We start from the raw sequence: 15,188 nt of genomic DNA on the forward strand, positions 1-15,188 counted from the left end.
TCACTGATTCAACTAAAAACAATAATCGTATAAAAACTCCTGTCTATAGTTCTTTCCAGAATAGAATACTTACCAGCGACCAAGAAGTTAGCTTAATGCTATTAGATACCCCCCTAACAATGATCCCTTTATAGGGGTTAAAATATACAAATAGTCGAGACCATTGGCTACTATTTAACTTTTCTACGTTATACATATCAATAGCTTTACCAATTACGCCAACGCTTATAAGACCAATACCATTGCTCAGGGTACTGCTTAATAATTTGTTCAAAGCGTTGATATATTGATGCCATAATATCTTCTACTGATAACGATTCATCATCAGTATTTTCAAACAACGTTTCGACAAATACTTTAATATTTTCTTTGGTAGAATATACCGAATAACCTATTAAAATAGGCTTTACAGCCAGTTTAGATAGTAAAGCAACACCCGCTGGTGCCTTAGTTTTTTGATTAAAAAAATCAACTTCAACCTCATCCCCCCATAAGTCACAATGCAGAGAGATGTAGCCATTGTCTTTGGCACTTTTAATTAATTGCATAAATGCTTGAGGTGTCTTTTTATTAATTGCAGTCACTCCAACTTTTGCATAAAACAGCAAGCCCTCTTCAACAAAAGTGGGAATATTGGATAAAGTAACAGAGTTGTTACTTAATATAGCCACCGCAACAGGCACAGCTTCATAGCAACCTAAATGCATAGTAGCAATACATGCACCACCTCCAGACTGAAGTATGGACAATGTCTTTTCATCACAAAATATTTTGGGTTCTATTTCATCTAACCAAAAGGATTCAGCAACACCAAAAGCACAATTTCCATAGGCGTTAAAAGCAAGCTTTTTAACATCTGCCTTATCCATGTCAGGTATTGCTCTTTGAATATTATCTAAAACACGTTGCCTGGTTTTTTTTGAGAAAAAAAGTATCAGTTTTCCTATTTTTGTCAAAAAATCACGCCTTTTTTCTCGTGATATTTTCCTTAACAAATAAAATAAAAATACTAATGATTTGGTCTTAAATTGTTGTTTTTTCATTTTGTTGCTCAACCCAAGTAGAAAATTGACCGACAGTACCAATATTGTTCGCCATAACTTGTTCAATCGGTAACTGGAGATTAAATTTTTGCTCCAACTCTAAAATGAGCAACATAAAGTCAAATGACTTTATTCGAGAAAATAAATCACTGCTTAAATGAATAAAACTCTCGCCTGATTTTTCTTTAACAAAGTTAATGATTTCTTGCTGTATTAACATAATTACTTCCTTAATTGGCTTTACTCAGCATTTTTAGATCAACCTTCCCATTGGCATTACGCGGTAAATACTCATAACAATTAAACGCGTCAGGAACCATATACTGTGGAAGTTGTGAAAGGCAGAATTTGCGCAGTACTTGTTTATTAATTGCAATCGAACTTTCAATATGCGCAACTATTTGAGTTTGTTGATTAAAATCATCAATAATGGCTTTAACTGTGCACCAAGTTATGCTTGGACTATAACTTAAGATACAAGCTTCAATATCAGCAGCCTCGACTCGATGCCCAGCCACTTTGAATTGATGATCATTGCGGCCATGAAAAACTAAGCAGCCATTTTCATCATAATAGACAATATCTCCCGTGCGATAAAAATAGCTTTGCAAAAAGTCAACGCCTTCAAGCACGGTAAAACATTCCGCTGTTTTTTTATCATCCTTCCAGTAACCCTCTACTATTTGATCACCTGCTAAGAAGAGCTCTGCCAGTATATTCGGCTGGTTTACTTGTTTGCCATCTTTAATCAAAATTGCCGTTAAGCCAGGTAAAGCTTTACCAATTGGTACCGAACTCGACCTTGGCAAATCAGCAATGTTTATCTCATAAAAGGTGCTACTTATTGTGAATTCCGTTGGCCCATAAAGATTGAACACTCGGCTATTACTCGCACACATCTGCCATTTTTTCACTTGATTGGTAAGTAGCTTTTCACCGCCAAAACAACAAATTCTAAGGCTAGGTAAAGCGTTAGGCGTAAGTAAACCAAACTTATCAATAAAAGATAAAATAGATGCAACGGCTGAGAATACTGTTAACTGATGTTTTCTAATGAAGGATGTAGGACAAAATAATTGCTCAGCTGGAATAACATACAGCGCTGCTCCCTTTGACCAACAACTGAATAAATCGTGTACAGATAAATCGAAGGATAACTCAAAAAATTGCCCTACCTTGTCAGTTGATTCAATACCAAGTAAATCATTTATACGCGCAATATAGTTAATGACATTTTGCTGACTTACGGCTATCCCTTTTGGCGTACCTGTACTGCCAGATGTAAACAGTATATAAGCATATTTTGACTGCGTTATAGAATCGGTAAGCGTAGATTGTTTAATTAGGCCATCAATTTCGTTAATCACTAAGCTTCTGTGTTTTACAAGTTTTTTTAACCAAATAGGATTGTCCTCGCCAAGGTAAATAACCGTTAATGAGGAGCTTAGCTTTGCTAAAAGTTCAGATGGGTTTTCACCTTCTGCGATAAGGATCAACTGACAATCTATCTGCTCTAATATCGCTTGATTACGATGCGTAGGTTGTTTGTTATTCAATGGTACATAAGTTTGTTTTACCGCTAAAACTGACAATATCCCTGCATACATTTGCCATTGTTTTCCACCATAAATTGCAACAGGAAAGTTTCGTTCATTACACGCTTGAATTACTCTCGACCACTTTTGAATTAACACGTCTAGTTGTTGATAAGTAAAACTTCTCTTGTCGGTCGACAATGCAGTATTGCTTGGAAAAAGTTCGACTGATTTTAAGAATGTCTCTTGATAAAGGTTCATTTTTACGCATCTTAATTAAAAAAATGCATCTTAAGCTTCCAATGTTTACTATTCAGCTAGGTTTTTGTATTGATTATGTAAATATGTGTAAGAGCTAATCGAAGAAAGGCGTTGTGCCTATGTTATTATGAGTCAATGACAGCAAGCGCCATCCAACACCGGTTTCATTGCTGTAGACAGAACAATCGGCGAGCAAAAATGCCATATAAGTCGCTGTAATTTTATTTTTAGCGCAAACTCATCATTAGGTGTGCTTGTGTCGCTCACAAAGTCAATTCGCTCAATAGTCATCAATGTCAGGCATAACACGATAGAATTGGAACGTTTTGACTTACCTTACCGTTAAATGACAAGAAGCAAAATCATACGACCCCGCTCAAAGCGCACCAACATTGAGCGGGTTAATTTTTATAAATTTTCTTCAGCAAACGATGCTAATCGACTTCTGACCACACCATTGAGATTTATCGTGCTACTACCAGGAAAATCTTTAAATCGTTCAACAATATAGGTTAAACCTGAGGTTAAAGCGGTTAAATAGTTACTATCAATTTGTGCCAAATTACCTGAACACACTATTTTAGTACCTTCGCCGCAGCGGGTAATAATGGTTTTAAGCTGAGACGCCGTTAAGTTTTGACATTCATCGAGTAAAACCAGCGCATTTTGAATACTGCGACCACGCATAAAATTAACCGATTTAAACTGAATATTCGCCTTATCCATAATGTAATTCAGGCTGCCATCCATATTTTCATCCTGTTTATGCAACACTTCCAGAGAATCAGTTATCGCTGCAAGCCATGGCGCCATTTTCTCTTCTTCAGTGCCCGGCAGAAAACCAATCGATTCTGCAATTTCTGGCGTACTGCGCGTAACGATAACCTTATCATACAAACCACGCTCAACGACTTGCTCCAGCGCTGACGCCAATGCTAATAGCGTTTTACCACAACCAGCAGGACCGGTGAGGATCACCAAATCTATGGTCGGATCGAGCAAGGCATCCATTGCCATACCTTGATAAATATTTTTCGGATGAATTCCCCAAGCTTGCTTAGCCATTAATCGCTCACGACTTAAATCTGCTATTGCTAAGTTTTCGTCATCCCAACCAATAATCTTGCCGGCAAAATGCTCACCTTCATCAAGCAAATACTCGTTCATATAAGCATTAGGCAAGATATCTTTTTTAATATAATGGGTGGTGTTTCGACCTTCACTTTCGCTTTCACAATTCTTTACATGCTGCCAAAAGTCACCCGAGAACTGATGATAACCTTTCGTTAAAAACTGAATATCGTCAATCAGCTGATCGGTACGATAATCTTCAACATGGTTTAACCCCGCGCCTTTAGCCTTTAAGCGCATATTGATGTCTTTGGTGACTAACACCACTTTGCGGTCTTTGCGGGTATTTTGAATATGGATAGCGGTATTAATGATGCGGTTATCATTTTCATTAAACGATAATTTTCCCGCCGTTTGATCTAAGGTGTAATCATTAAAAATAGATAAACAACCAACACCTGAAGCTCCTTCTTTTGTCGGCAAGGGTACGCCTGCTAACACCTGTTCTGGCGTCGCGTTTGCTAATGCATCTTCTAATGCTCTAATGGCAACACGAGCGTCTCTGCTAACGTCTTTATGTCGGTCTTTAATTGAGTCTAGTTCTTCTAAAACTGTCATCGGGACAACAACGTCGTGTTCTTGGAAAGATAAAAATGCAAAGGGTTCGTGCAGGAGGATATTGGTATCTAAAATATAAATGGTTTTTTCTTCAGTCATATAAAGTTCCCTAACTTATCGATAAACAATAGGTCAATCAATTGGCAACCTTTAGCACTAAAGTACGCGGCTTTAGTTAAGAACATCAGCTGACAAAATGATCAACAATCATTTTTGTAGCAATAACCTCCTTGAATATAACTCGTGAGCCATTCTTACTGAGACGCATCTCCACTGTGACAGTTTATGCACTTTGTTGCAAGCAGCTTTTTCTTACAATTAGCAAAACCTGCTTCAGCGAAAAATATAGTGTTTAAAATAATTTTGAGTATCAGGAGATAGCAAAATAAAAGTCGATAATTTGGGAATTTTTGCTGATAAATACAAAAAACCAGCGCCTAAACACAGCACTGGTTTTTGTTCATTTATAGTTTTATCTGTGCTTAGTTAGAACTTGCCTCACTCATCTGCTCAAAAGCTGCAGATGGTATACTTTTCTTCCGCCTAAACAGTTGTTTGATATCTTCAATAATAATATACAAAGCAGGAATAAAGACTAATGTCACTATTGTCGCAAACAATACACCAAACGCTAAAGATACCGCCATAGGAATGACTATTTGTGCTTGCATACTAGTTTCAAAAAAGATGATGGGCACTAAACCAATGAAAGTGGTAAGAGAGGTTAACAAAATAGCCCTAAATCTTTTGGTACCGGCAAAAACTACCGCTTCTTTTAGCGGGATCCCTGATTTTCGTGAATTATTCACATAATCAACCATCACTAAAGAATCATTAATAACAACGCCAGCTGCCGCAATAATGCCAAACAACGACAGAGCATTTAAATCCATCCCTAAGAGTAAGTGTCCAAAGGTGGAGCCTATAATGCCAAAAGGGATCACTGTCATAATAATTACAGGTTGCGAATAAGACCTTAATGGAATGGCTAACAATGAATAGATAACCATAAGAGAAATAACAAAACCTTTTAGTTGCTCCCAGAAACTATCGAGTTCTTCCTGAATACGCCCTGATATTTCACTTTGCACCAATGGATACTGTCTCAATAACTCAGGAATGAAGTTATCACGAATATCCTTTGCCACTTTAAACGGTTCGACTTGATCAGCATCCACTTTTGCCCAAACATTGATGGTTCTATTACCATTTTCACGGCGAATACGTGTCACCCCATCAGTTAAAACTATCTCTGCTAATTCAGATAAAGGTAGCTCAGCACCATTTGACGCCTGGATCATAACATCATCGACATGACCAATAGAGCTACGTTGCTCCAATGGGTAACGCACCATGACTTTCACTTCTTCTGTATCACGCAAAATACGTTGTGCTTCCAAGCCATAAAAACTATTACCCACTTGAGATGCGATATCTGCCAATGACAAGCCTAAACTATAAGCCAATGGTTTCAGGGTGAACTGAACCTCTTTCGCGCTGGTTTGACGTGAATCGTTTACGTCACTTACGCCTTTAAGTGAGTTCAACTTTTCTTTTAACGCTTTTGACGCTGCTAATAATTGCGCATCATCCTTACTTTCTAGCCTAAATGCTACGTCACCATCTTCTCGACCACCGCCAAATAAGTTGTCATCGATTGAGAATGACTTAACACCTGGCATATTAGGGATCGCTTTGCGCCACCGTTCGGCTAATTCAAAAGTATTCATAGGTCGCAATTCAGGGTCAACCAACTTAACCGTCATCCCTGCTCTCGTTCGTCCTTCCAAACGAACAGCCATATTGGCAATCATTTTGTTGCCATATTCTGTTTCGATATCTTTATCTACTGCATACAATATCTGTTGAATACGTAAAATGGTCTTTAAAGTCGTTTGCTCCGCTGCATCTACATTCATTTCAACATTGATATTAGGAAAGTCATGTGGAATTTTAGGCTGTCCAACAAATTTAACGAACTCACCTCTGACTAAGCCAGCACTTAACAAAATAATTGAGATGAAAAATGTCAGTACACCGTACCGATAATCCAAAAATTTAGTCAACGCTGGGCGATATATCCCCTCAATAAAACCTTTTAAAAATTCATCAACCTTTTTACGTAACCTATCGAATGGGTTTTTAGGGTTAAACACTTTAACCTTCATATGAGCTAAATGCGCAGGAAGAATAAGTTTTGATTCTATTAGTGAGAAAATTAGACATAAAATCACCACAAAACCTATCGATTTATTAAAGGCAGACGACGGGCCGTCCCCTAAGATAAAGGGGACAAAGGCAGCAATAGTTGTTAATATTCCGAAGGTTGCCGGCATAGCAACACGCTTCACTCCACGAATGACACTTTCGGTACTATGACCTTTTGCTTCAACTTCATCATGAGCACTTTCCCCCATTACAATGGCATCATCTACCACAATTCCCAATACCATAATAAAGGCAAACAAACTGGTAATATTGATAGTGACGTTAATAAATTCCATCGGCATAAATAAAAGAGTACCTAAGAAACATACGGGCAAGCCCATCATCACCCAAAACGCTAAACGAACTCTTAAGAATATCGCCATAATGAGAAACACAAGTACTGCACCGCTCACCATGTTACTCAACATCATATCCAAGCGACCTTCAAGGTAATAAGTAAAATCAACCCATGGCGTTAATTTCACCCCTTTAGGAAGGTCTTGAGATTTTCGCTCAACATAACTTTTTACAACGGTTGCTACATCAGTGATACTTTGGTTATCTGTAGCACTAATAGTGAAGCCTACCGCATTTTCACCATTAAATTTAGAGTATTGTAGTCCTTCCTGAAAACCATCAATAACCGTTGCCAATTCACCGAGCAAAACTTTAGTACCATCCGCTAAGGTAAGCACAGGGATCTGCTCAAACTCATGTCCTCGATATGCTTGATTTTCTACTCGTAAATTAATGTAACCGTTAGCAGCTCTAATTTGCCCGGCAGACATATTACGAGATTGGCTCCGAATAGCTCTTGCTACATCATTAAAACTTAAACCATATTCACGTAATTTATCTTTACTTACTTCAACAGAAATCTCATAACCTAAGCCACTATGAAACTCTGAAATGTTCACCGACGGCAATTGTTGGATTTCATCATGAATTTTACGACCTAACTCTTTCAGTTCAGCATAGGATAAGTCGCCATACAGCGACATTTCCAACACTCGCTGCTTAATTTTAATCCGTTCTACTTTAGGGCGCTCCATACCGTCAGGAAAGCTTGGAATTGAATCGATTGCCGATTTAACTTCATCTAAAACCACTTGAGGGTCGTAAGCTTCATCAACTCGAAAATACCCTGATGAGAAGTTACGATTAGAATAAGTAATAACCCGCTCTAAGCCTTGAATGGTCTCTAAGGCCTCTTCAATTTTAATGGTAATACCTTCTTCTACCTCTTGAGGAGCAGCGCCAGGATATGCCGCACTAAATTCAAGCCAGTTGATTTTAACCTGAGGAAACATTTGTTTATTGATAGTCATTGCAGTAAAAAAACCACCAACAATAATAAATATCATTAATAGGTTTGCCGCCACACTGTTGCGGGCAAACCAGGCAATTAAGCCTTTATTAGTATCTTCCATCATTTAGTCCTTCACACTGGCTATTTGTGTCTCAGATTCAAAATCAGAAGGTAATGCATCACTAGCATCTGAAGGTAAAGCTAGTTTCATGCCATCCACCGGATAATCTAAAGCTGAAACAATTAAACGATCACCGTTAGCTAAACCATCAGAAACGATAACGTCTCCAGCATCCTGACGTGCAATATTGATATCAACATAATGTAACTTTGAATCATCATCTAAAATAGCCACACGGCCATTATTGACTAAATAACGAGGAAGCTTAGTAGCTTGCGCTAATTCTTTTCCTAATATTTTTGCATTGACGTAAGAGCCAAACCTAAGTGGAGTTTGTTGTGAATCTGTTTGCAATAAATAAGGGTCTTTCACTTCTGCGACTAAATAGCTCATCCGGCTTTTGTCATCAATCACGCCTTCACTTCGTGCAATGTTCGCCGTCCAAGTTGTTTCAATACCAGCATAGGTGCCAACTAAATCAACACTCGCTTCTTTACCTTGATTGACTAAATATTGCAATTGATTATCGGCTACCGGTAAACGCACTTCAGCAATCGAGGTACCTAATAACTTACCAATACGGCTGCCAGTGCCAACAAATGCACCTAAACCAATATAACGTTCAGCAATCATCGCATCATATGGCGCTCTTAACTCTGTCCGTTCTAAATTTCTTTTCGCTCGTAATACTGCTGCCTGAGCCGCTTTAACTCGAGCTAGTTCTTGCGCTAGCTGAGGTTTACGTAAGCTTAATTCAGTCGGTGAAGCGTTGGTGATACGCTTCCATTCTTTCTCTGCCACTTTACCCTTAGCACGTTCTTGCTCTAAAGAGGCTTGCGCCGATGCTAAAGTTGCTTTTGCGTCAATCAATGCCGCTTGATAATCACTGGGGTCAATACGGGCTAACAGTTGGTTTTGCGCGATAAAGCCGCCTTTAACAAATACATCTGAGAGTTCGACGATTTGTCCGCTAACCTGTGCAACCAGATCAGTTTCATATTTAGGTTTAACAACACCGTAAGAATCAACATGCAAGGTCATCGGTGAAACCGTTACATCTTCTACCGAAACAATAGGGGTATTATCAACTTCTGCTTTTTCTTCCGGTGGTTTTTTCATGCTTGAAAATGCCATAAAAAGCAAAATGCCAGCGATTAATATAACGATCGGGACAATAATCTGTTTTTTTCTAGTCACCGCGATTTCCTCAGCTAAGTTATTATCGTTTGCAGTATCTAGTATTATATTCGTATGTAACAAATTAAGACCAAGATAATGCCAGAAAAGTTGTAAAGGGTTATTACAAGTTCCGCGCCGATTTTTTCGTTGCAAAAAAAAACTAAGGAAAAGTTGATACCCCCCCTATTTTATCTGGTGTTAAGCTAAGATCCACAGTGACTAAAAAAAATAAAGACCCCAAATAGGGTCTTTAATAAAAAATATAACTTGGTTAATTTAACTAATAGTTAAACTTTTATAAAAATTTTTCGACAATATAACCAATATAAAAATAACCATTGTAACAATAACATCCCACCATACAATGTCAGTTGCTGCCAACCCGCTGGTAACACAGAGATAAGTCCACCAAATAAGCTCTGACTAGAATATTGCCAATTGACCAGACTCGACGCTAAATAAATAATAATGGAATTCATACCGATAACGGCCAAACATTTCGCCCATAAATGACTACCTAACACATCAATTAAAAAATAAAACAAGGTTAACAACAGCATGCTATAACCCACCGTCACTAAGACAAATGAACTGGTCCATAGTGATTTATTAATAGGAAAAATTAAATCCCAAGCATAGCCAAGTAGTAATAGCCCGATAGCTATCAGACAAAGTCGCGAGATTAAAAATCCGCCGTTAGTGCGATGTTTGATGATAAAACGTCCGGTAAAAACCCCAGCTAACGCGTTGACGATTGAAGGTAAATTAGATAACAAGCCTTCTGGGTCCATCGGCAATTGGCGATAAGTGATGCCAGGTAAAAGGTGCTGATCAAACCATACATTTAATGCCCCTTCAGCACTGAAGTTGCCACCACCTAAACCGTCTAAAGTAACAAATTGCAGTAATAGCCAATAAGTAATTAAAATTACTATCGCAACCAACCATTGATTGCGGACACTGACATACCACACCAGCATAGCAGCGACAAACCAAGAGATACCAATACGACCAAGAACACTTGCATATCGAATCTCATCGAGCGCCATCGGTATACCTGTGCCCCAGCCATGGTTATAAAGCACACCAAAGAAAATAAGCAAAAACAAACGTTTATAGCCATGCCTGACTATCGATTGGGCTTTATCCGCAGGATAACTTGTTAACGGTTTAGCGCCAATGCCTAGACTAACTCCTGACAGAAAAATAAATAGCGGAAAAATCAAATCATAGGCAGTAAAACCATGCCAACTCGAATGTTCCATTTGTTCAGCCGCTACCTGAAAAAATGACCAGCCACTGATCATAAAAAGAGCGGCAAACAATTTTTCTCCGCCAAGGATCCAGAACATGTCAAAACCACGTAAAGCATCTATCGACAACAGTCGCTTTTTCTCAATAACTGGAGCCATGTTTTGCTCAGTGTTTTGCGTCATGGTTTTTCCTTATTTAACGATAAATAGATTTAGTCACCCCAAAAGACAGCGCTGTCTTTTTAAATATTGTAATAGCCATACTATTAAATAGCAATTGATCTTCATTTAAGCAGAAACAACGGCTCTCGTCACAATTAGCAACAACTTATTAGGGCAAACACTTGCGTTATTTGAACTAACTATTAACAATAAAAGCAATTTGACTCATGATGATTTAGTCAAATCGGTATAAGCTGATTAATGAAAACATAAGTGAATAACAGATGCTTGCGAAAATAGCTAAATTTTTTAATGACCTACAAACAGATGCCGTAGCAGAATCAGACGAGCTAAGCATTGAAATGGCCTGTACGGTGTTACTGTGTGAAGTTATGCGGGCCGATGGCCATCTAGACAGCAGCGAACAAACCATGCTGACGAATACTATCAGTCAACATTTTGCCCTCGCCCCTGAAGAAGTCAGTGCCTTAATTGAACAAGCGATTGCGCTTAGTGAACATGCCATTGATTTTCATCAATTTACCTCTAAGGTGAACCAACACTACTCTGCGACAGAGAAAACCCAAATAGTGAGTTTGTTATGGCAGCTAGCGCTGGCAGATGGCAAAATCGCCAGTATTGAAGAGCATATTATTCGAAAAATTGCGGATCTATTGCACCTCAGCCGCGCCGAATATATACGAGCGAAAGAGAGTATTTTAAGCTAAAAATGTCCCTATTACTGCGTTTGAACATGCTAAGCAGCAATTTAATCCCACTTAGTAGTTGAAGTTACGATATAATACTCGATATTCCTTAGCGTACAATAAATAGAGCTTTTTATGGCAAATATTGGCCAATTTAACACCCTTTCTGTCATCGCCATTACTGAAAATGGCGCCTATTTAGATGCCGGTCCACTCGGTGAAATTTTACTGCCGAATCGCTATTTACCTGAGAACTGCCAGCTGGACGATAAACTAAATGTCTTTATTTACTTAGATTCAGCCGATCGGCTGATCGCCACGACGGAAACGCCGTTCGCTCAGGCAGGAGAATTTGCTTCATTACAAGTCAAACAAGTGAATAAAATTGGTGCCTTCTTAAATTGGGGCTTACCGAAAGACTTACTGGTGCCGTTTAATCAGCAACATAAAAAAATGGAGGTGGGTAAGCATTATCTGGTTTATATCTTTCTCGATAGCAAAACAGAACGATTAGTCGCTTCTAGTAAACTCGATAAATATCTGGATATCTGGCCAGCAGAATATCAGGAAGGACAGCAAGTTGAGCTAACCATTGCTGCCCAAACAGACTTAGGTTTTAAGGCGATTATTAATCATCAGCACTGGGGACTTATTTTTGCTAGCGATGTCTTTAAGCCATTACGTCTAGGTCAAAAACTCACAGGCTTTATTAAACAAATTAGAGATGATGGTCGTATTAATTTGTCATTAAGCCGAGCTGGCAAAGGTAAAGTTATCGACTTTAGTGATCAACTACTGAGTCATTTGCAAAAGCATAATGGCTTTAGCCCCTTGCATGATAAAAGCTCACCTGAAGAGATTAAACGAACATTTGGTGTCAGTAAAAAAACCTTTAAAGCCACCATAGGTAACTTAATGAAGAAAGGGAAACTTGTTATCGAATCTCAAGGCATCCGTTTACCTTAATTTTCTTTGCTAACATTAAGGGGCTACTGGCTCCTTAACTGGCTTTCCTTTGAATATTATACAAAAATCCAATAAAAAGCCGAATAATTAACCATATATGCACATCCCCCCGTCAAATAACCAAAAGTTATTGTAACAAAACATTAACATCTGCTATGTTGCGCTGCAAAATATGCATATAGTCTGCTAACAGCATTCGAGCTTATGCTTAGCCCAAATTAATCATTATAAAATTCCCAAGTATGGCATTCCTCACAATCAAACTTGGATAACGCAACGCAGCAAAAGGAATTAGCACCATGAAACCAAACGCCCTACTAGATAAATACCTTGATTTATTTGATACCGCAGCCGTCATAACCGTGAGCAGCTAACCCATATTAATTGTCAACAACCTGTTTTCATTAATAAATAATGGATCTCTTATGAAGATAAAAACTAAACTTATTCTGCAAGCCATTTTTTTAGCAATTGTGCCTGCAACCACGTTAGCATTAATTATTACCTTACAGGCAAATCAAGCATCTTTTGCCGCATTAGAACAAAAATCTAAGGAACAATTAATTTCCCTGCGTGAAATGAAAAAAGCACAAATCACCGATTATATTGCGCAAATTGAGGCACAAATAGCAACATTTTCCACTAACCTTTCAGTTATTGATGCCGCGAATGAATTTACCGCAAGTTTTCCACAAGCGCCGACAGACAACACGCTGCAATCTATAAGTAAAGATCGACTTAACCGCTATTACCTCAATCAATTTAACCAAGCATTTATTGATAAAAACAATCATTCCGCACCCGATATTGAACAAAAGTTAGCCCGCCTAGATAAATTAGCAATACATTATCAGGATAAGTATATCGCTAGTAATCATTTTTCCTTAGGCAATAAGGATAAATTACTAAGCGCAGGCAATTCACCTTATGACGCTACCCATCAAAAATATCATCCGATGTTTAATGATTATTTAACTCGTTTTGGCTTCTACGATATTTTTATCGTTGATGCTAACAGCGGCCATGTTGTCTACTCGGTATTTAAGGAGCTTGATTATGCTACATCCTTATTAACTGGCCCTTATGCAAATTCAGGTATCGCCACCGCTTTTAAGAAAGCACTTCAATTGCCGGATAACCAACAAAGCGTGTTAATCGATTTTAACAGCTACTTTCCCTCATATGATCAAGCAGCATCTTTTATTGCCGCTCCAATAACCGACGATTCAGGTAAGAAAAATGCAGTGATGATTTTCCAGATGCCAATCGATGGTATTAATAAAATCATGACTACTGATCATCAATGGCAGCAAGTTGGCCTAGGTTTGTCAGGGGAAACTTATTTGGTCGGCCCAGATAAAACCTTAAGAAGTGAAAGTCGCTTTTTAATCGAAGACAAGGAAAATTACTATCAGGCGCTGGCACAATCTGGCGAGCAGCCTCATCTTGAGCAAATTAAAGCATATAACTCGGCACTTGGTCTGCAATTAGTTAACACCTCAGGAGCAGCTGACGCACTAACAGGTATCTCAGGTTTTCAGCGATTTAACGATTATCGCAGTGTCGAAGTACTGTCTGCTTATACGTCTATCAATTATGGTGATCAAGTATGGGCACTAATGGCGGAGATCGATGTCAGTGAAGCATTTGCCGATGCAATAAAGTTATCGGATGATCTCTACTTTAACGCACTAACCAGCTTAGTGATCATTTGCTTGATCAGTATTACAACTGGCTTGCTAATCGCCAAATACTTAGTAACACCGTTAGATGTTTTAGTACAACGGATTAATGATATTTCAGATGGTGAAGGTGATTTAACCGTTAAATTATCTTTAGCCAAACGCGAAGATGAAATAGGAGCGGTCGGAAAAGCATTTAACCATTTTGTCGAGAAAATCAGGGTCATTATTAGCGAAATAGACTTACATGCCGATCAACTAGCATCGTCTTCAGAAGAACTCTCAGCTGTTACAAATGACACAACCAATATCGTTAATTTACAAAAAGCTAAAACCGACGTAACCACACAGGTGATGTCTGAATTTAGCACCAGTATTAACGAAATTGCCGACAACTCTCTTCATACCGCAAACTTAACTCAGCAAGCCAACGATGAATCAAGCAAAGGCGCGAATTTATCGGAACAGGCCCAAGATGCAATCCATGGCTTAGTCAGCTCTGTCGATATTGCCAGCAATGAGTTACACCAGCTTAATCAGCAAGTTGAACAAATCACCGGTATTTTGGGAGTGATTGACAGTATCGCTGAGCAAACCAATTTACTGGCATTAAACGCCGCAATAGAAGCTGCCAGAGCAGGCGAATCAGGCCGAGGGTTTTCCGTGGTAGCCGATGAAGTAAGAACATTAGCAGCAAAAACTCAGGAATCAACAGTTGAGATCCAGCAAAAAATTGAAGGGTTAAAAAGTTCTTCAGAAAAATCGGTTTTTGCTATGAGTACGGCATCACAAGAAGCGGAAAAAGGTATTTCATTAGTACAAAACACCGCAACCAGCTTACGAACTCTCAGTCACTTAATTGCTGACGTTAGTAATAAGAACACGGAAAACGCCACAGTGGCAAAACAGCAAAGTGTTAGTGTTACTGATGTTCATCAAAACATCGTCGATATCGCGAGCTACACAGATAATACGTCCAGTGCTTCATTGCAAACAGCGCAGTCTTCATCAGAATTGGCACGACTCGCCGTCAATATGTCTGGGTTGGTACAGCAATTTAAGTACTAATCGAT

Annotated in this window: 10 protein-coding genes; 3 read left to right on the plus strand and 7 right to left on the minus strand. The window is 38.6% G+C overall.

All coding sequences use genetic code 11. The annotated features are described in order from the left end of the window. Positions 1 to 206: 206 nt before the first annotated feature. From QQK06_RS05900 to nagX, 7 genes are all read right to left on the minus strand, one after another. Positions 207 to 1,043: a lysophospholipid acyltransferase family protein gene (locus QQK06_RS05900; RefSeq protein ID WP_284243729.1), complete on the minus strand. Its 837-nt coding sequence runs from the start codon at positions 1,041 to 1,043 to the stop codon at positions 207 to 209. After that, positions 1,024 to 1,263, minus strand: coding sequence for an acyl carrier protein (locus tag QQK06_RS05905; RefSeq protein WP_284243730.1), 240 nt, complete (start codon positions 1,261 to 1,263; stop codon positions 1,024 to 1,026). Before QQK06_RS05905 ends, QQK06_RS05900 begins: the two co-directional genes overlap by 20 nt. A 10-nt stretch (positions 1,264 to 1,273) precedes the next feature. After that, complete coding sequence (locus tag QQK06_RS05910) at positions 1,274 to 2,839, minus strand: AMP-binding protein (protein ID WP_284243731.1); 1,566 nt, start codon at positions 2,837 to 2,839, stop codon at positions 1,274 to 1,276. Between the two features lie 408 nt (positions 2,840 to 3,247). Beyond that, the gene (locus tag QQK06_RS05915; RefSeq protein ID WP_284243732.1) at positions 3,248 to 4,627 is read right to left on the minus strand and encodes a PhoH family protein; all 1,380 of its coding nucleotides are present in this window, start codon (positions 4,625 to 4,627) and stop codon (positions 3,248 to 3,250) included. A 383-nt stretch (positions 4,628 to 5,010) separates the two neighbouring features. Then, positions 5,011 to 8,166 carry an efflux RND transporter permease subunit gene (locus QQK06_RS05920; RefSeq protein ID WP_284246585.1) on the minus strand — a complete coding sequence of 1,052 codons (3,156 nt, stop codon included), beginning with the start codon at positions 8,164 to 8,166 and terminating at the stop codon, positions 5,011 to 5,013. Positions 8,167 to 8,169: 3 nt separating this feature from the next. Next, on the minus strand, positions 8,170 to 9,363 hold the full coding sequence (locus QQK06_RS05925) for an efflux RND transporter periplasmic adaptor subunit (RefSeq protein ID WP_284243733.1): 1,194 nt from the start codon (positions 9,361 to 9,363) through the stop codon (positions 8,170 to 8,172). A 269-nt stretch (positions 9,364 to 9,632) separates the two neighbouring features. Next, a complete protein-coding gene (gene nagX / locus QQK06_RS05930) occupies positions 9,633 to 10,781 on the minus strand; it encodes a transmembrane glucosamine N-acetyltransferase NagX (RefSeq protein WP_284243735.1) in 1,149 nt (382 codons plus the stop codon). A gap of 263 nt (positions 10,782 to 11,044) precedes the next feature. On the opposite strand from nagX, the gene QQK06_RS05935 reads away from it, so the two are divergent. The 3 genes from QQK06_RS05935 (at position 11,045) to QQK06_RS05945 (ending at position 15,183) form a co-directional block, all read left to right on the plus strand. Further along, complete coding sequence (locus QQK06_RS05935) at positions 11,045 to 11,488, plus strand: tellurite resistance TerB family protein (RefSeq protein WP_284243737.1); 444 nt, start codon at positions 11,045 to 11,047, stop codon at positions 11,486 to 11,488. Between the two features lie 114 nt (positions 11,489 to 11,602). After that, positions 11,603 to 12,433, plus strand: a complete 831-nt coding sequence (locus QQK06_RS05940; protein WP_284243739.1) for a CvfB family protein — start codon at positions 11,603 to 11,605, stop codon at positions 12,431 to 12,433. Positions 12,434 to 12,858: 425 nt separating this feature from the next. Beyond that, positions 12,859 to 15,183, plus strand: a complete 2,325-nt coding sequence (locus QQK06_RS05945; RefSeq protein ID WP_284243741.1) for a methyl-accepting chemotaxis protein — start codon at positions 12,859 to 12,861, stop codon at positions 15,181 to 15,183. Positions 15,184 to 15,188: the final 5 nt, after the last annotated feature.

The sequence above is a fragment of the Thalassotalea insulae genome (genome assembly GCF_030161395.1).
GTDB classification, from domain to species: Bacteria; Pseudomonadota; Gammaproteobacteria; order Enterobacterales; family Alteromonadaceae; genus Thalassotalea_E; species Thalassotalea_E insulae.